Here is a 17027-nt window from a genome sequence, read left to right as displayed (position 1 = left end):
CATTAGCTATTAAGATCAGTGCCCGTAGTTTTGCTATCGGCACTGATTTTTTATTATCGTATTCCCTCTATTCGTTTTAGTAAAAGGTACTGTTGAATGAAGCTTGCCGTTCTGGATCAAACATTATTTGACCATCTCTACCATGATATCCATGAATTCCGTACAACGTTTGACCTGGATATTGAAACCCCGTCGACATTAAATGAAAAAATGGACACCCTTCATACTTCATTGGCTGTCGAGGAGTTAACAGAGCTGGCAGAAGCTGATTCCTTGGTTGAGCAGGCTGATGCGATCGTTGACTCTGTATATGTACTTATGGGACGTCTTGTCCATCTTGGTGATAAGCAAGTTGATGCTAATATTGGTATTAGTTATATCATTGACTTGTTACTACAGGTTGCTGAGCGTTTGAATATTGATTTTGTATCATGCTGGAATGAAGTCCATTCAAGCAATATGAGCAAAGTCTGCCGTAATGAGCAGGAATTTACAGATACTGAATCCCATTACGCAAACCAAGGCGTGGAAATCGTTGGTAGCCAGAAAGGTGAGTACATTATTGCCAAATGTGCAAAAGATGTTGATCTAGAAGGTAAAATTATCCGCCAAGGTAAAGTACTTAAGTCAGTGTACTATCGTCCGGCTGATTTGGTGAAGATCGTTACGTTGTAATAGCTACTTTTTGGAAATAGCCGTGCTAGTGGTACACTAGACGGCTTGATTACCATTATCGTAGTGTTTCATGAGCTCTCATATTTCGACTCAATCCCAATCTGATTATCCCGATTTAGGTCGCCAACTATTTAGCATGACATGGCCGATGTTATTTGGTGTCTTGTCGCTGATGAGCTTTCAACTTGTCGATAGTGCATTTATTGGCCAGCTAGGAGTATTGCCTCTGGCTGCACAGGGCTTCACTCTACCTATGCAAATGGTCATTATCGGTTTGCAGGTTGGTTTGGGTATTGCGACAACCTCGCTGATTTCAAGGGTATTGGGTGCCGATGAGACGCTTCGGGCCAAACAGCTCGGTGGTCTGGTGGTACTTACAGGTGCTCTAAGTGTTTTTTGTATTTGTGTCTTAATTTGGTTTCTGCGTAGCCCTATTCTATCTTTGCTGAGCGCTCCCGTTGATGTTTATCCCGTTATTGATGCCTATTGGCCAGTCTGGTTAGCAAGCTCTTGGACGGGGGCGATGTTATATTTTGCGTATAGTTTATGTCGCGCAAATGGCAATACCATGTTACCGGGGATCATGATGATGGTAACCAGCATACTGAATATGGTACTGGATCCGTTGTTTATCTTCTCACTTGATATGGGCTTGGTTGGTGCTGCCTGGGCAACCATTGCGGCCTTTGGTATTGGTTTAGTCGTTGTTTATCCGCTTGTGTTAAAACGTCATTGGATGAGTCTTAATTGGCAAGGGCTGGATGTGTTCGCATCTATTAAGGAGCTGGTGAATACTATGGCACCAGCGATGTTAAGCCAGTTGTTACCGCCAATGTCTTCGATGCTGGCAACCAAGTTAGTTGCAGGTTTTGGTGCGGCCACTGTCGCTGCCTGGGCCTTGGGATCACGTTTGGAATTTTTTTCAATTGTAGTGGTTTTGGCGCTAACCATGTCGATGCCGCCGATGGTCGGCAGGATGCTTGGTGCGGGTGAGATCAACAAGATAAAAGCTTTGATTAAACTTGCTGTTAAGTTCGTCTTGATATGGCAGTTTGTGATTGCCGCTGCGTTGTTCCTTGGCTCATCTGTATTGAGTAGTTTACTGACCAGTGAGTCGACGGTGAGTGAGATACTATCTCTGCATTTAGTCTGGGTGCCGTTGAGTTTGGGGCCTCTTGGTGTGTGTATGCTGATGGTTTCTATTTGCAATGCACTTGCGCTGCCGATGCGAGCGTTACTGATTTCTGGCCTACGTTTGTTTATTTGCTTTCTGCCCGCTATTTGGCTTGGAACGAAGATTGCCGGATTGGAAGGGTTATTTATTGGCGCAATGTTGGGCAACATTGCTGCGGGGATTGTTGCCTGGGTATTCTATCAGCAAGGAATGAAGCTAGTTATTGCCAAATATGGCTAATAGTTAAACACTTCGTGATTTTTTATTTATGCGCCCGGTTGATGCTGGGCGTATTTGTATCTGCAGATCGTGTAGTTATTTCATTAACTTGGTATTATCTTGCGCGAACACTATTTGGGAAAAGGAACCGGAATTAATGAGTACGTTTACTATAGATAACAAGACCATGCACTTTCTTGATAAGGGCGAAGGTCCGGTACTCGTTTTAGGCCACAGTTATTTGTGGGATAGCGCAATGTGGGCACCTCAAGTGGATGCATTGAGCCAGCATTATCGTTGTATTGTTCCGGATTTATGGAGCCATGGTCAATCAGACTCTGCACCAGAAAAAACACGCTCATTACGTGATTACGCTGATGATGTTCTGGCATTGCTTGACCATTTAAACATTGACAAATTTTCTGTTATTGGCCTATCTGTCGGGGGAATGTGGGGCGCTGAGTTGGCACTGAAAGCACCTGCACGAATGCAGTCACTGGTGTTAATGGATACGTTTATCGGTTATGAGCCTGAAGTCTCGCATGCTAAATACTTTGCCATGTTAGATACTATTGCAGAGCTGCAGGTTGTGCCGGCTCCTATGGTCGATGTGATCGCACCAATGTTCTTTGCCCGAAATGCTGAAGAAAATAACCCGGAACTTGTCGCACAATTCCGTAGCCACCTTGCCAGCATGCAGGGGCCACAAGCTCTGGAGATTACTCGTATCGGTCGGATGATATTTGGCCGTCGTGACACCTTTGAAGATGTGGAAAAGCTGACGTTGCCGACGTTGGTTATGGTTGGTGCTGAAGACTCGCCACGCCCACCGCTTGAAGCGCAGTTAATGCATGATGCAATTGATGGCAGCAAATACGTTATCATTCCGGCTGCAGGTCATATCAGTAACCTTGAGCAGCCTGAGTTTGTTACCAAGCAGTTGGTTGAATTCTTGGCTGAAGTTATCGCGTAGCCAAGATGTTATAGAAGCCAGGATGTTATAGAAGCATAGCGGCTTCTGACAGACGAGTAGAACAAACCTCGGCTATCAAATTGATGCCGAGGTTTGTCCTTTTTTAATGGAAATATTGGTTCTAAAGAAAGAACCGCTGCTCATCCTCGGTTAGGGAGTTCGATGTTTCTGTATAAATGCAATGGAATGATGGTTAAATTCATCCGGTCGTTCAACATTGCAGACATGGCCACAGTTATCGAATTCAGTCAGGTAACTATATTTATGTCTATTAACCATCTCTTTCACCGGTTTGATGAACATATAGTCTTTTTCTCCCATTAGATACAGCGTAGGGATCGACAGCTCTTTCTCTTTGAAGTACTTCATTATCGGATTTACATCGGCCGCCAATTTGAACCAGCGTTTAAATTCTTGCTGGCAAAGTTTTTTTGCCTCATTGACAAACAGCAGGCGGGATTCTTTCTGAGTCTTTTGCGGCATCACTATGTAGGCAAATAAACCATACAGCCACATGTAAGGAATAATGTTCTTGCACAGGTTCCCGGCTTTAACCAATGCCTGCGAACGGGCGTCCAATCGAGTGACAGCACCGCCGAGTACCATGGTTTTAACTCTGTCTGGTGCCAGCTCTGCTAAATTACGAATGATGATTGTGCCGAGTGAGATCCCGACGAAATGAGCAGATTGGATCTTTAGATGGTTGAGTACCTGGAGAATATCGGTGGTTACTGCTTTGAAAGTATAAGGGTTTTTTATCATGTTCTTAAACATGGAGTTTGACTTGCCATGGCCGCGCAGATCAAGCAGTAGCAAGTTGAAATGTTGCTTGTAGGCTTTTATTTGTTTGAACCAGATAGACGAGCTGCCTCCGGCACCATGGACAAACACGACCCAGTCTTTGCTGGTAGGGTGAATAAACGTTTTATGAAATAGCAGTGTATCTGACATTATGACCTCTATATCTACACTGCAAAATTATCACAAATTGCAGCAGAAACGGAGTTTATCACGTCTTTTCAATGAATAAGACCGAAACTGTGAACAGATATGTCAGGTAGTTTGGGTATACAGAAGGAAAAAAGCCCCCAGCAGGTAGGGGGCAAAAGAAAAGGTCGTTTGGGATTAGTTATAGAATTTGCAGACGGTCGACTTCAATTTCAGGGGTGTTACCACCTTCGTACTCACCGAACAGCCTTACTTGTGTTGTCGCATCGATAGTCTGTGGTAGACGAATATCATCATCGAGCTCAACTTGAATTTCTTTGGTGCCGTCACTGAAAATGAAGGTTTCGGCATTGATCTGCTTGATTAGCTTACCTTCTACGACGGCGTTTCGTTCCGTCAGCATTCCGGTATCTTCTAGCAGCTCAGCAACGGTTACTGTGTCTACCGGCCCTGAGTATGAAATTGCGGCACCTTTGTTGTGGTCTCCAGCTAGAGCCATTGTTGGTGTCATAACAGCGATTGTAGCGATAGCGATAATGGTCTTCTTAATCATGATTCTGTCTCCTCGTCGTTGATGGTTCTATTAAACAACAAGTGATCTGAATTAGTGATGAGTTGAATATTCAGTTTCCGTTCATTTTCAACAAAGTATGGCTAGTGGGATTAACTGACAGAAGCTGCAAGCGGGTAGGTAAAGAAGATCAGGTGAATAAGATTAAACCCAAAATGTACACTTATCGCCATACTCAATCGTCCGGTCCAATAATAGGTCAGGCCATAGAGAGCACCGGCACACCCAGCAATCAAAATGAACAGTGGGCCACCAGCAAAATGAGCAAGACCAAAAAGGATGCTGGCAATCATTATTCCTATCCAATGATTGAATCGCTGAGTCAGTAATTTTTGAATATAGCCTCGAAATAACGCCTCTTCTGCCACGCAGGTAAATAGCAAATTATTAAGTGCGAATACCCAAAGCCATTCAGGCAGTGAAAGCTCAGGTCTGACAAGCGTCAGCATAGTTGCCAAAGCAGGTAGCAAAACGAACAAGCTAACTAAGACAATCAGTTTGAACAGAGTGATTTTTCGTGGTTGTTCAAGCTCTTTTGGTGTGAGCATGGTTGGTACAAGCAATAGCAAGCCAAAGATAACCATCGGCTTATCAAGATTCAGATACATCGTAAACGGAATACTATCAGGGCCGGTAATAACATTATCGAGTATCTGTAGATTGTCGAACCCAGGTATAAGGTGAAGTACAAGGGCTGTAACCCATACCAATACTGCACAATGGGCTGTTACCAACCATTTCCCGGTTAGCTTGTTTGAAAAGGCTGCTACCCCGAGGCCAATAACAATGGCTAGCACGCCAATCAGGGTTAATCTCTCTAGCAGGAAGGCAGACGTTAGAGTTATAGATAGGGCGTAAGGCCAATATTTGGGATTGATGAATATGCTGATAACACTGCATGCTAGCAGCAACCAGATGATCCCATCGGGAATTAACAATGAAACATCGAACATAAGTAACAGCCGGTTGTAAAAGTACAGTCGTTATAAAAGTACTGAAAGTTGTAATGTACTGAAATAGTAACGATTTAGCGTGTTGTTTTCATCTAACGTTTACTGAAGCAAATAAAATAAGCCTAACTTGTTTATAGAACAGCCAACCAACTAGTTATTGTTTAAGTTATCGGTAAGTTCTTGGTTGGTTAAGAGGAGTGACTCCAATAGAATGGTTACAATTGTTGATTGTTAAGTGGTTTGTAAGTGGCAGTGGTAGCAGGATTTATCGGAACAGAACTTATACTTGGTGGCGCCAGATCGGGCAAAAGTAACTTAGCAGAGACCTTGGCGATTGAATCCGGTATGGATGTGGTTTATGTTGCGACGGCAACGGCAGGTGATGCTGAAATGGCAGCCCGCATTGCCCGCCATAAAATGCAGCGACCACAGCACTGGCAACTGGTCGAAGAACCACTTGAGCTGGCTGCCGTGATTCGGTCACACAATGAACCCAATCATTGCCTGCTTATTGATTGTCTAACATTGTGGTTAACTAATTGCCTATTTGGTCCAAGTGCCACATCACAATCTTGGCTTGAGCAGAAACAGGATCTCCTTCAGGCATTGTCGGAAGCGAAAGGGCGAATCATCTTGGTTAGTAACGAAGTCGGGCAGGGTGTCGTACCGATGGGAGAGATCACTCGACAGTTTGTCGATGAAAGTGGCTGGCTGCATCAGGCCATCGCCAAACAGGCAGAGCGGGTCGTTTTTGTGACTGCAGGCATTCCTCAGGTCTTAAAAGGACCCGCATTATAAGTAAGCGTAATGGAGCGAGCTTCAATTGAATTAAACTTCAAGAGCTCCTAAATCAATGACAGGTATTTTAATGACAGAGACTTCCACGACTCGTATAGATATTCTGCGTCACGGTTTACCTGAAGGCGATGGCTGTTTACGGGGACACACTGATTTTCCAATTACAGCGGAAGGCTTGCAGCAGATGCATGCCGCGGTTAATGGGCTGCTTGATGTTGAGCAGGTTATCTCTTCCCCTTTACAGCGATGTCATGATTTTGCCAAACAGTTTGCCAGCCAGTGCTCATTGCCTATTGAACAATGTCCGGATTGGAAAGAGATGAACTTTGGCCGCTGGGATGGCCAAAGTCGTGATAGCCTTTGGCAGACAGAACGCGAGCTACTAAGCAGCTATTGGAAAAAACCGTGGCAATCCCCCCCGCATGGCGGCGAGTCATTACACGAATTTGACCGTCGTGTTCATCGTGCCTGGCAAGAGATGCTGGTCCGTTATCAGGGTAAACGTATACTACTCGTAACGCATGGTGGCGTAATGAAGCAACTGTTACGTATTTTGCTTGATATGCCTGAAACGGCCAACTATCTACAACGAATCGACCTACCATATGCGGCGCGTTACCGTGTCACCGTATATCGCGATGAACATGGTGAATATTGGCCGCAAGTTCAATGGCCAGTACAACAGCAATTTTAGTGAGAAAAGAATGCAATTAACCACTCAGGCACTTATGGTGCAGGGAACGACATCAGATGCAGGCAAAAGCGTGGTGGCTGCTGGACTTTGCCGAGTATTAGCGAGAAAAGGTATCAAGGTGGCTCCCTTTAAGTCACAGAATATGGCGCTTAATAGTGCAGTTACCAAAGATGGTGGTGAAATCGGCCGGGCGCAGGCTGTTCAGGCTCAGGCCTGCGGCATTGAGCCCAGCGTACATATGAACCCGGTGCTGTTAAAGCCGAATACGGATATCGGCGCGCAAGTCATTGTTCAGGGAAAAGCACTAGCCGATATGGATGCGGTCGGTTACCACGGTTATAAGAAAGTGGTGATGGGGCCGGTGATGGAGTCATTTTGCCTGCTGCAGTCTGAGTTTGAAACCGTGATTGTCGAAGGTGCCGGAAGCCCTGCAGAGATCAACCTGCGTGAAAATGATGTTGCAAATATGGGGTTTGCCGAAAAGGCAGATATCCCAGTGATAATCGTTGCCGATATTGACCGTGGTGGGGTATTTGCTCATTTGTATGGTACGTTGGCGTTGCTTTCTGAATCGGAGCAGGCGCGCGTGAAAGGGTTTGTGATCAACCGTTTCCGTGGTGATATCAAACTATTGGAATCAGGACTGGACTGGCTGGAAGAGAAAACGGGCAAACCGGTTTTCGGCGTCTTACCTTATCTGCATGGATTGATGCTTGAAGCTGAGGATGCGATTAATGTGCAGCAAGTTGAAGCGGCAGAGCAGCAGCTGAACGTTGTCGTTCCTGTTCTGACCCGGGTGAGCAACCATACAGACTTCGACCCACTTCGCATGCATCCTCAGGTTAATCTGCAGTTTGTCAGGAAAGGTGAGCCAATGCCTCCTGCTGATCTTGTTATTCTTCCTGGTACCAAGAGTGTCCGTAGTGATCTGGCGTTTCTGCGCGAACAGGGCTGGGATAAGAAAATTGCCCGTCATGTCCGCTTTGGCGGGAAACTGATGGGTATCTGTGGCGGTTATCAGATGCTTGGTGAACATATTGCCGACCCTGATGGTATTGAAGGAAAAGCTGGCGAAAGCCAAGCTCTGGGGTACCTACAAACCACAACAGTACTGGCACCAGAGAAGCAGCTTAAGCAAACAACTGGCCAGTTACAGCTTCCTGAGCAAGAAGCGGTTGCTGTTCGAGGGTATGAGATCCATGCCGGTGTTACGCAGGGTGTCAGGGCTGATGCCCCGTTACAGCTTGTTGATGGGCCAGATGGCCAGCTAGGTATCGACAATCAGGTGTTTGGTACCTATCTGCATGGTATTTTTGAGCAGAAAGGAGCCTGTGATGCGATTCTTCGTTGGGCCGGACTTGAGGCAACCCAGACCCCCGATTTTGATCAGATCCGTGAACAAGGGATAGACCGCGTTGCAGATACGCTTGAAGAGTATATGGATCTTGCGAAGTTGTGGCCTGAATGGGCCGAGAAGTTTGCAAAGTCCGAATAACGTATAAGCCTTTAAAAAATATAGGAAAAGCCCTTACTGAGACTGGTCGGCAAGGGCTTTTTTAATATGGAAGCCGACTAGCGCTGTTTGTGTTTTAGCGTATACGATTCCAGTTTACTAAACAGTAATGATAAGCCTAGGCAAAGGAATAGATAACCTACACCGACCAAAAGCCAAATTTCAAAAATAAGGCCAGATGAGTTAGCCATTTCGCTACCGACAAAGGTGAGCTCCTGAATTGAGATCAGAGAGATAATGGATGAGTCTTTGACCAGAGAGATAAACTGCCCGGCCAGCGGCGGAACGATACCTGATAGCGCTTGCGGAAAAATGATATCACGAAAGCGATACCAACGAGAAAGCCCGAGTGAGTCGGCGGCTTCCCACTGTCCTTTGGCGATGGCATCGATACCGGAGCGGACAATCTCTGCGATATAGGCTGCTGAGATCAACCCGACACAGAGCACCCCGGAGAACAGGTTTTCCCATAACTTGGCAGGGCCCAAGAGAAACTGTTGCAAACCGTTTATATCGCTACTTTGATGACGCAGTACCTCTTCAAGGCCAAGAGCCGGTACCAGTTGGCTGGAAACGAAGAAGTAAAAGATAAACACAAAGACGAGAGGCGGAATGTTGCGCACCAGTTGAATATAAGCCTGGGCTGGTAAGCGTAAGACCATCAAGGGTGAACGACGGGCCAAACCAAGCATAAGGCCGAGAATGCCAGCAAAAAGCATTCCCCAAAGGCTTAGTCGTATCGTGGCAATGAAGCCTTGGAAAAAGTAGGGGAGATCGCCGCTTTTTCCGCTGGAGGAAATGAGCCTGAAGGCCTTCTCCCAATTCCACTGATAGTGAATACCAGCCGAGGACCGATACCATAGCCAGCTGATAAAACCGCCGACGATAACTATTAGCAGTAGATCAAGCGTATTAAAACGAGAAAATGTCGGAAGTGATCCTCCCGACAATTTGTTTGCTTTACTCTGAGACAAGCGTTATTGCCCTTCTACAATTTGGTTCTGCCAATCAAGCGTTGTAAACCAGTAGTCATGACGCTCTTTAAGCCAACCATCTTCGGTACGAAGCAAGATCCAGTTGTTGAAGAAATTTAGCAAATCAAATTCACCGTGGCGAATTGCAAATGCCTCGGAACCTCTGCTCAGGCGATCCGTGAGTGGAATATACAGCTTTTCATTGTATTGAATGGACATTTGCTCAGGTTTTGGAGAAGACGCCAGTACGGCATGAGCATTACCGTTTAGTACTTCTTGGAATGCCTGTGCGTCATCGTCAAATTGGCGTAGTTTTGCTTTAGGAAAGTACTTCTTAGCCGTTTGAACCGTGAAGGCCCCGCGACGTACAGCGAGGGTAACGCTGCGTTTGTTGTAGTCGTTGATTGCTGTTTTGCCTGCCGCTTTTTCTTTGTGCGCAGCAAGCTGTACACCAGAATGGGCATAGGGTGAGGTGAATAGTACACTCATGTTACGGGCTGGTGTAATAGACATTCCACCGATAATAACGTCGAATTTACCGGCAAGCAGTGCCGGGATTATACCGTCCCACGCAGTCGGAATGAATTCAACTTTCAATCCGGCATCTTCAGCCAGCCGGCGGGCAACATCGACTTCGAATCCAATCAACTCTCCTTGCTTATCCCGCATTGCCCAGGGAACAAATGTAGATAAACCGACTCGCAGCGTACCGCGCTCTTTGATTTCAGTGAGGGTACTTTTATCTGCAGCGAGTGCGGATGATCCCATCAGTAATAAAAATACAGCAAGACATGCTGTGAACAGACGTTTCATGCTTCCTTTCTCCAATTGTTGTTATAAATGTTGTAGCAGTCGATAGCTGTGCAGTATTAGTGCACCGGCACATTGAGCCTGTGTTCAAGCCAGGCAGCAAACCCGGATAGTACTAGGGTGACGCATAAATATATTCCCGCAACGGAAAACCAGACTTCAAATGGCATGGCTGTATCGGCAACGATATTTCGTCCTTCCGTTGTCAGATCGAAGATCGCCATCACACTGACAATAGACGAATTCTTTACCAGCGATACGGCCTCGTTGGTCAGTGGCGGCAGGATCCTTCGGATTACCTGCGGGAGAATGACAAATCGATAGCTATCGGTACGAGACAGTCCAAGACTCTGACCTGCCTCAAACTGACCTTTGGCAATACTGTTAAGGCCCGCGCGAAAAATCTCAGCGGTATAGGCTCCCTGAAAGAGTGAGAGTGCCAGTACTGCCGTCGTAAAACGTTCAAGCCCGAGTACCGGACCAAACACAAAATACAGCAGATAGATTTGCACAAGGAGCGGGGTATTACGTATTAGCTCAATATAGCTTCTCGCCAGCCCCCGGCCGATGATTGAATCAGACATCCTCAGCAGAGCCGTTGTCAATCCGATGACCAGTGTGCATATGAGGCCGACGGCTGAGATTTGTAGTGTCACGAGCAAGCCTTCAAGCAGCTCCGCAGGAAACCACTCTCCATCCTCAACAAACCATAAATACTGGGGAATGCGGTACCACTGCCATTGATAGTTCATTGCCTCGGCGCCGCTGTTAAGCAGCCAATACAGACCAAAGCTAACAAGAGCTACCTGAAGAAGGCCGGAAATAACCGGCTTCAGGATCTTATACCTGTTGATTAATGGTGCCGTCGGGGGATTTCGTTTCAACATCAAGGATTAGTAACTCAGTATTTGTTCAAGGAATTGTTGTGTGCGCGCATGACTAGGGGTATCAAATAGCTGGGCGGGCGGAGCAACTTCAACAATCTCCCCCTCATCCATAAACACAACCCGATCCGCCACTTGTCTTGCAAAGCCCATTTCATGAGTGACACACACCATCGTCATTCCCTCATTGGCAAGCTCTTTCATAACATCAAGTACTTCTCTGATCATTTCAGGGTCAAGGGCTGAAGTCGGTTCATCAAACAGTAAAATATCGGGCTTCATACACAGCGAACGAGCAATGGCTACACGTTGCTGCTGTCCGCCTGAAAGCTGTGCCGGGTATTTGTCTGCCTGATGGCCGATATGGACACGAGCGAGGTATTCACGAGCCAGTTTGTCCGCTTCTGCTTTGGACATTTTCAGTGTTCGTCGGGGAGCGAGCGTCAGGTTGTCAAGCACGGTCATATGCGGGAAAAGGTTGAAATGCTGGAAAACCATGCCTACTTGGCCGCGAATGGTTTTTAAATGCTTATTATTAAGAGGTTGCCCTGCAACATGCAGCTGGCCTGAATTGTACTTTTCGAGCCCGTTGATACAGCGGATTAATGTGGATTTACCTGAACCAGAGGGACCGCAGATCACCAGGCGCTCACCACGTTGAATCGTCAGGTTAATATTCTTGAGGGCATGGAATTCACCATACCATTTATCGACGTTTCGAAATGAAACGACTGTATTGTCAGGCACCGGAGCGACCTCGAAAATCATTAATTTGTTGTTCTTATGTTATTGCTTTTAAGTGCTTTTTTCAAAGGGGTAGCGTTCAAAAGGTGAAATAGATAGTTTTGCTGCCATGCTTTTTTCCAAATAAATAGGAGATCTGCTCGCTGATGAAAAGTTGGATGACGAAGATTTCGCGGCATATTTGTGCTAACTAACCGCTGTCGAGCAAAAAATGTGTAATTTAATTTCAAATAGCGTTTGCACATGAGCGTTTAAGGCGATAAGTTAAAGTCAATGGAATGTGAGATTTACTGTCAACGATCTCTGTACATTTTGGTTTACATGTTGACAGGTGATAGTAATACGGGAAGTAATGAGCATGCATAAAACAGATGACGTACGCATTCGCGAGATCAAAGAACTTTTACCACCAGTTGCAGTATTAGAACGTTTTCCAGCAACTGAAAATGCCTCTGAAACTGTGTTTCAGTCACGTCAGTCAATTCACAACATCTTAAATGATGAAGATGACCGTTTGCTTGTCATCGTCGGTCCTTGTTCGATCCATGATACTGAAGCCGCCCTTGAATATGGTAAGAAGCTTAAGTCTCTTCGTGAGGAGCTTAAGGGTGAGCTGGAAGTTGTAATGCGTGTGTATTTTGAAAAACCGCGTACAACTGTCGGCTGGAAAGGCCTGATTAATGACCCGTATATGGACGGGAGTTTTCAATTAAACGATGGCCTGCGGATCGGACGTAAATTACTGCTTGATCTGACTGATATGGGGGTTCCAACAGCCGGTGAATTCCTTGATATGATCACTCCACAGTATATGGGCGATCTGATCAGCTGGGGAGCCATCGGTGCGCGTACAACCGAATCTCAGGTTCACCGTGAACTAGCATCTGGCTTGTCATGTCCGGTTGGATTCAAAAACGGTACTGACGGTAACATTAAAATTGCAACCGACGCGATTGGTTCATCAAGCGCGCCTCACCACTTCTTGTCGGTGACCAAATATGGTCACTCTGCGATTGTGTCAACGGCAGGCAACGAAGATTGTCATATTATTCTTCGTGGTGGCAAAGAGCCGAATTACAGTGCAGAGCATGTTAACGGTATTACCGCTCAGCTTGAAAAAGCAGGCCTGCGTCAGAAAGTAATGATTGATTTCAGTCACGCGAATAGCCTGAAACAGTTCCAGCGTCAGGTTGTGGTTTCTGAAGATGTCGGCAATCAGATTGCTGAAGGAAACGATGCGATTTTCGGGGTGATGATTGAAAGCCATCTGGTTGAAGGGCGACAGGATATCGTTGATGGTAAAGTTGCCACGTACGGTCAGAGTATCACTGATGCGTGCATCGGCTGGTCGGATACCGAGAAAGTGCTTCGTCAGCTGGCAAGTGATGTGAGCAAGCGTCGTCAGAAGTAATTAGCGGACGCATAGACAATGACTCTAAAGGCCTGATAGACAATCAGGCCTTTTGTTTTAAGGATAAATGAAAGGGATAAATGTCTATTGAGGCGGGTAGTTTTTAAACATCTCAAATACTTGCTCATCAATAAATTCTTCTCTTGATTTAGGTGTCATCGTTTCGGTTAGTTTGCGCTGTGATATTGAACGCCAGACGATTTTGTTGTTGTCATTATCGATCAGCTCGACAACAAGCTTGCCATACTTATATTCGCGATAACGAGACGGACTGCTGTAGGCCACGCCGACATTACGGTAACCGTAACCAAACCCGATGCTGGTCCCGTAAGACTGAAAGTCAGATTGTTGTTGGATGTAGTGCCTGACGGTGAGATCGGCCGTATTGACTTCAGAAGTAAGCCCCTTGTTATCTAGTTGGGTTGTTATTGCACTTTCTACGCGGGTGGAATCTAAACTTATAATGTTGTTATCTGGAGAAGACGCAAATTGGTAGGTTTTGAATTGGTAGTAGTTAACTTGGGCATCATAATCGGTGGCGACATCAGCGCTACAACCAGCCAGAGCGGCGCCTATCAGGATAGTACGAGATAAACAAAACATCAGAAGCACTCTTAGTTAACACTACGATACCTTGAGTATAATCAACTATAGCAGAGCCGATTTTACCAATTGTTTGTATGATTCTCGTAGAAATTTGTTGACAGAAACTCAAGGTATTACCTATTATCGTTATTCGACGATGAACGAAGGTGTGGTAAATGGCCTGTATCACTGTATTAGATGATATTGAAATCGATGAAGCGAAAGAGCTAGCTTTGGCAAGTTTAGCTAAAGCGTTATCGCATCCCGCCAGAATTCGAATTCTACGGATCCTGACGAGACAGCAGGGCTGTCTTAATAGTGATCTGGTTGGCGAGCTAGGTTTGGCCCAGTCAACAGTTTCTGAGCATCTGCGTATTTTGAAGACTGCTGGTTTGGTGATAGCGGAGCCAAAACCACCCAGAACCTGTTTTACGGTGAACCAAGAAAAGCTGGAAGAGTATCGAGGGTTATTATCATATTTGTAGTGATCTTGTTGGGTATATAAATAAAAGTTGAGGCCATTTTTGATGGCCTTTTTTCAAAAAACACCAATCGTTAATCGACGATTGACTATTATCAAGGCAAAACCATGGGAATTTTTGAACGTTTTCTAAGTATATGGGTCGGGCTGGGCATGGTGACAGGCTTGGTTTGTGGTTCTTTGTTTCCTGAGGTATTTACTTATCTGGGAGGCTTGCAGTACGCCCAGATCAATATGGTGATAGCTGTTCTTATCTGGTTAATGATCTATCCGATGATGATGCAGGTCGACTTCAAAGCCGTTCGCGATATTCATCGTAGACCCAAGGGGCTGATCATCACGATTGCCGTTAACTGGTTGATTAAGCCGTTCACAATGGCGCTGCTGGCGATGGTGTTTATGCGCTATGTCTTTGGCGACTGGATCTCGCCTTCACTGGGTGAAGAGTATATTGCCGGTATGATCTTGTTGGGGGTTGCTCCTTGTACCGCCATGGTTTTTGTCTGGAGCCAGCTAACGAAAGGGGATGCGAACTATACTGTTGCGCAAGTAGCAATTAATGATCTGATCATGGTGGTTGCTTTTGCTCCTATTGCAGCTTTCTTGCTGGGTGTAACTGATGTCACTGTGCCTTGGGATACATTGTTGTTATCCGTGAGCTTGTTTGTTGTGATCCCTCTAATAGCTGGTGCGCTTACTCGCCAGTTAGTACGCAACAAAGTGAAAATTGATAAGCTGTCAGCAACTATGAAGCCGCTTTCGATTATGGGCCTTGTTGGCACGGTGATCCTTTTGTTTGGTTTTCAGGCGCAGACTATTCTAGATAATCCTGTCGATATTGTTCTGATTGCGATTCCGCTGCTGATCCAAACCTACCTTATCTTCGCTGTTACGTATGTTTGGATGAAAAAGTGGAAACAGCCACATTGTGTTGCTGCGCCGGGAAGCATGATAGGTGCATCTAACTTTTTCGAACTGGCGGTTGCGGTTGCTATTAGTTTGTTTGGAATTCACTCAGGAGCGGCGTTGGCGACAGTTGTCGGGGTGCTTGTTGAAGTGCCAGTTATGTTATCGCTGGTTGCTTATGCAAACAGAACGAAAAGCCAGTTTGTGTCTGAAGGGGAACGACCTAAAGAAGTGAGCTGATCTATTTTCTCTGTAACCTGAAACCATCGTTAAACTCAATGGATCGTACTTCTCTGATCCGGATATCGTAAATTACTTTATGGCTATGTGGAAATTGGCAATAAATCGCGAACTCTTTATGTAATCCGTTATCAACGAAGGCATCCAAAATATCTTTAGTATCCGCGATCAGTAACTTGTCTTCCATTTACTCAGCTCAGTTGTGTTATTTAGACTTAGTTTAGGGGAGCCGAAGTAAAAAGAGCTGTATTACCTTTGAGACACTTAGTGTTATATGGAAGGAATAATTGTTTGCGAATATTAGCGGTGGATAGTTTCTCTCAACAAGGTGGCAGGATGTCATGCCACCTTGTTATATAGTTAACAATTATGCGCTTAATACTACCTTACCTACAGCCTGGCCTGACTCGAGGTGTTGATGTGCTTGCGATACTTCCCAAATAGAAAAGCAGGATTCATCGATTAGAGGCGTGATCTTTCCACTGTCGACTAGAATGGCAATTTGAGTCAGGATCTCTCCGTGTTTACAGCGATTTAGTCCGTGTACCAGCGGAATTAGCATCAGCACGCTGTGAAAACTCAGGCTTTTGAGAGCGACCTGCAATACATCATTGATTGGTAAGGTGGTTGCAACTGAGCCATTAAAGCGTGCTGCTTCAAAGCTACGTTGAATATTATCACCAGCAATCGTGTCGAAAATAGCATCAAATCCATAGCCCTCAGTGTACTGATTGACATAGCTCTGAACGTCTTGTTCGGCGGCATTTACCAAGTTGTCGGCACCGAGTGTTAATGCCGTTTCTAGGTTGTGGGGAAGTGTTGTGGCCGTGACACTTGCGCCAAGGTGCTTGGCAAGCTGAACGGCAATATGACCGACACCGCCAGTTGCGCCATGGATCAATACATTATGATTAGGCTGTACTTTTAATTTATCGACTAACGCTTCCCAGGCAGTAATCGACACCAGTGGAAGTGCTGCGGCTTCACGCATGCTGAGGGATTTGGGTTTTAATGCCATCAAGTCTGCATCGACCAGCATGAACTCCGCAAGGGCACCGTCTGTCCCCGCAATTCCGCCCGCACAGCCATAGACCTCATCTCCTACGTTGAATTTTGTTACGCCGTCACCAACACTGGTGACGATACCAGCCACATCTCCATGAAGGATTTCCGGTAAATTTGCCGACCACGGCGTTTCGGCCGATCGAAGCATTGTGTCGAGTGGGTTCACGCTAGTTGCCTTAACCGCAACAATCATGTGTCCAGTCCTGACTTGTGGCTTTTCTCGCTCAACAAGTTGAAATACGTCGCTGTTTCCGAGTGAATTAATGATCATTGCTTTCATTGTAGGTTTCTCTGTAATGCTTGTGTGAATATGCCGCCATTATAATTATTGCTCTACTAGCATCAAGATAGCGAATGGCAAGATACTTTTGCTTTTTAGACAATACTGAATTAGTGTTGTGCTAAAGCT

18 protein-coding genes are annotated in these 17027 nt (G+C 45.7%); 9 read left to right on the top strand and 9 right to left on the bottom strand.

Features of this window, described 5'->3' with window-relative positions:
* Nucleotides 1–96 precede the first annotated feature (96 nt).
* The 3 genes from EDI28_RS15045 to EDI28_RS15035 all read left to right on the top strand — a co-directional run bounded on the left by EDI28_RS15045 (nucleotide 97) and on the right by EDI28_RS15035 (nucleotide 3041).
* The gene (locus EDI28_RS15045; protein WP_128784696.1) at nucleotides 97–675 is read left to right on the top strand and encodes a nucleoside triphosphate pyrophosphohydrolase family protein; all 579 of its coding nucleotides are present in this window, start codon (nucleotides 97–99) and stop codon (nucleotides 673–675) included.
* A 70-nt stretch (nucleotides 676–745) separates the two neighbouring features.
* Nucleotides 746–2089, top strand: a complete 1344-nt coding sequence (locus EDI28_RS15040) for an MATE family efflux transporter (protein ID WP_233353388.1) — start codon at nucleotides 746–748, stop codon at nucleotides 2087–2089.
* 136 nt (nucleotides 2090–2225) lie between these two features.
* Nucleotides 2226–3041, top strand: a complete 816-nt coding sequence (locus EDI28_RS15035) for an alpha/beta fold hydrolase (RefSeq protein WP_128784695.1) — start codon at nucleotides 2226–2228, stop codon at nucleotides 3039–3041.
* 150 nt (nucleotides 3042–3191) lie between these two features.
* On the opposite strand, the gene EDI28_RS15030 is transcribed toward EDI28_RS15035, so the two are convergent.
* The 3 genes from EDI28_RS15030 to EDI28_RS15020 form a co-directional block, all read right to left on the bottom strand.
* Nucleotides 3192–3992, bottom strand: a complete 801-nt coding sequence (locus EDI28_RS15030) for an alpha/beta fold hydrolase (RefSeq protein WP_128784694.1) — start codon at nucleotides 3990–3992, stop codon at nucleotides 3192–3194.
* Nucleotides 3993–4170: 178 nt separating this feature from the next.
* Nucleotides 4171–4539, bottom strand: a complete 369-nt coding sequence (locus EDI28_RS15025; protein ID WP_128784744.1) for a YgiW/YdeI family stress tolerance OB fold protein — start codon at nucleotides 4537–4539, stop codon at nucleotides 4171–4173.
* Between the two features lie 113 nt (nucleotides 4540–4652).
* On the bottom strand, nucleotides 4653–5513 hold the full coding sequence (locus EDI28_RS15020; RefSeq protein ID WP_128784693.1) for a CPBP family intramembrane glutamic endopeptidase: 861 nt from the start codon (nucleotides 5511–5513) through the stop codon (nucleotides 4653–4655).
* A 246-nt stretch (nucleotides 5514–5759) separates the two neighbouring features.
* Between EDI28_RS15020 and cobU the strand changes: the two genes are divergently transcribed.
* The 3 genes from cobU to EDI28_RS15005 all read left to right on the top strand — a co-directional run bounded on the left by cobU (nucleotide 5760) and on the right by EDI28_RS15005 (nucleotide 8500).
* Nucleotides 5760–6311, top strand: coding sequence for a bifunctional adenosylcobinamide kinase/adenosylcobinamide-phosphate guanylyltransferase (cobU, locus tag EDI28_RS15015; RefSeq protein WP_128784692.1), 552 nt, complete (start codon nucleotides 5760–5762; stop codon nucleotides 6309–6311).
* 70 nt (nucleotides 6312–6381) lie between these two features.
* Nucleotides 6382–7005: a histidine phosphatase family protein gene (locus EDI28_RS15010; RefSeq protein ID WP_128784691.1), complete on the top strand. Its 624-nt coding sequence runs from the start codon at nucleotides 6382–6384 to the stop codon at nucleotides 7003–7005.
* 10 nt (nucleotides 7006–7015) lie between these two features.
* On the top strand, nucleotides 7016–8500 hold the full coding sequence (locus EDI28_RS15005) for a cobyric acid synthase (protein ID WP_128784690.1): 1485 nt from the start codon (nucleotides 7016–7018) through the stop codon (nucleotides 8498–8500).
* 77 nt (nucleotides 8501–8577) lie between these two features.
* Here EDI28_RS15005 and EDI28_RS15000 read toward each other — a convergent pair whose 3' ends face one another.
* From EDI28_RS15000 to EDI28_RS14985, 4 genes are read right to left on the bottom strand one after another with little or no spacing between them, the layout of a single operon-like run.
* Nucleotides 8578–9492, bottom strand: a complete 915-nt coding sequence (locus tag EDI28_RS15000; RefSeq protein WP_128784689.1) for an amino acid ABC transporter permease — start codon at nucleotides 9490–9492, stop codon at nucleotides 8578–8580.
* Between the two features lie 3 nt (nucleotides 9493–9495).
* Nucleotides 9496–10305 (bottom strand): transporter substrate-binding domain-containing protein, encoded by an 810-nt coding sequence (locus tag EDI28_RS14995; RefSeq protein WP_128784688.1) that lies wholly within the window; start codon nucleotides 10303–10305, stop codon nucleotides 9496–9498.
* Between the two features lie 56 nt (nucleotides 10306–10361).
* On the bottom strand, nucleotides 10362–11189 hold the full coding sequence (locus EDI28_RS14990) for an amino acid ABC transporter permease (protein WP_128784687.1): 828 nt from the start codon (nucleotides 11187–11189) through the stop codon (nucleotides 10362–10364).
* 6 nt (nucleotides 11190–11195) lie between these two features.
* Nucleotides 11196–11954, bottom strand: a complete 759-nt coding sequence (locus EDI28_RS14985) for an amino acid ABC transporter ATP-binding protein (RefSeq protein WP_128784686.1) — start codon at nucleotides 11952–11954, stop codon at nucleotides 11196–11198.
* Nucleotides 11955–12288: 334 nt separating this feature from the next.
* On the opposite strand from EDI28_RS14985, the gene aroG reads away from it, so the two are divergent.
* A complete protein-coding gene (gene aroG, locus EDI28_RS14980; RefSeq protein WP_199287435.1) occupies nucleotides 12289–13341 on the top strand; it encodes a 3-deoxy-7-phosphoheptulonate synthase AroG in 1053 nt (350 codons plus the stop codon).
* A gap of 84 nt (nucleotides 13342–13425) precedes the next feature.
* Here the strand turns inward: aroG and EDI28_RS14975 are convergent, their stop codons facing one another.
* Nucleotides 13426–13944, bottom strand: a complete 519-nt coding sequence (locus tag EDI28_RS14975; RefSeq protein ID WP_128784684.1) for a DUF4136 domain-containing protein — start codon at nucleotides 13942–13944, stop codon at nucleotides 13426–13428.
* Nucleotides 13945–14102: 158 nt separating this feature from the next.
* On the opposite strand from EDI28_RS14975, the gene EDI28_RS14970 reads away from it, so the two are divergent.
* Nucleotides 14103–14411 carry an ArsR/SmtB family transcription factor gene (locus EDI28_RS14970; RefSeq protein WP_128784683.1) on the top strand — a complete coding sequence of 103 codons (309 nt, stop codon included), beginning with the start codon at nucleotides 14103–14105 and terminating at the stop codon, nucleotides 14409–14411.
* 104 nt (nucleotides 14412–14515) lie between these two features.
* Entirely contained in the window at nucleotides 14516–15553 is a 1038-nt protein-coding gene (gene arsB, locus EDI28_RS14965) for an ACR3 family arsenite efflux transporter (RefSeq protein WP_128784682.1), read from the top strand.
* A 367-nt stretch (nucleotides 15554–15920) separates the two neighbouring features.
* Here the strand turns inward: arsB and EDI28_RS14955 are convergent, their stop codons facing one another.
* Nucleotides 15921–16898: a zinc-dependent alcohol dehydrogenase family protein gene (locus EDI28_RS14955; protein WP_128784680.1), complete on the bottom strand. Its 978-nt coding sequence runs from the start codon at nucleotides 16896–16898 to the stop codon at nucleotides 15921–15923.
* Nucleotides 16899–17027: the final 129 nt, after the last annotated feature.

Origin of the sequence: Photobacterium chitinilyticum (assembly GCF_004104355.1) — a bacterium.
GTDB classification, from domain to species: domain Bacteria; phylum Pseudomonadota; class Gammaproteobacteria; order Enterobacterales; family Vibrionaceae; genus Photobacterium; species Photobacterium chitinilyticum.
This window is presented reverse-complemented; position numbering and strand designations above follow the sequence as displayed.

Coding starts and splice junctions, on each gene's coding strand:
- EDI28_RS14955 (WP_128784680.1), bottom strand. CDS start 16,898: ATGAAAGCAATGATCATTAATTCACTCGGAAACAGCGACGTATTTCAA.
- EDI28_RS15030 (WP_128784694.1), bottom strand. CDS start 3,992: ATGTCAGATACACTGCTATTTCATAAAACGTTTATTCACCCTACCAGC.
- EDI28_RS14995 (WP_128784688.1), bottom strand. CDS start 10,305: ATGAAACGTCTGTTCACAGCATGTCTTGCTGTATTTTTATTACTGATG.
- EDI28_RS14990 (WP_128784687.1), bottom strand. CDS start 11,189: ATGTTGAAACGAAATCCCCCGACGGCACCATTAATCAACAGGTATAAG.
- EDI28_RS15040 (WP_233353388.1), top strand. CDS start 746: ATGAGCTCTCATATTTCGACTCAATCCCAATCTGATTATCCCGATTTA.
- EDI28_RS14970 (WP_128784683.1), top strand. CDS start 14,103: ATGGCCTGTATCACTGTATTAGATGATATTGAAATCGATGAAGCGAAA.
- EDI28_RS15020 (WP_128784693.1), bottom strand. CDS start 5,513: ATGTTCGATGTTTCATTGTTAATTCCCGATGGGATCATCTGGTTGCTG.
- EDI28_RS14985 (WP_128784686.1), bottom strand. CDS start 11,954: ATGATTTTCGAGGTCGCTCCGGTGCCTGACAATACAGTCGTTTCATTT.
- EDI28_RS15045 (WP_128784696.1), top strand. CDS start 97: ATGAAGCTTGCCGTTCTGGATCAAACATTATTTGACCATCTCTACCAT.
- aroG (WP_199287435.1), top strand. CDS start 12,289: ATGCATAAAACAGATGACGTACGCATTCGCGAGATCAAAGAACTTTTA.
- EDI28_RS14975 (WP_128784684.1), bottom strand. CDS start 13,944: ATGTTTTGTTTATCTCGTACTATCCTGATAGGCGCCGCTCTGGCTGGT.
- EDI28_RS15005 (WP_128784690.1), top strand. CDS start 7,016: ATGCAATTAACCACTCAGGCACTTATGGTGCAGGGAACGACATCAGAT.
- EDI28_RS15010 (WP_128784691.1), top strand. CDS start 6,382: ATGACAGAGACTTCCACGACTCGTATAGATATTCTGCGTCACGGTTTA.
- arsB (WP_128784682.1), top strand. CDS start 14,516: ATGGGAATTTTTGAACGTTTTCTAAGTATATGGGTCGGGCTGGGCATG.
- EDI28_RS15035 (WP_128784695.1), top strand. CDS start 2,226: ATGAGTACGTTTACTATAGATAACAAGACCATGCACTTTCTTGATAAG.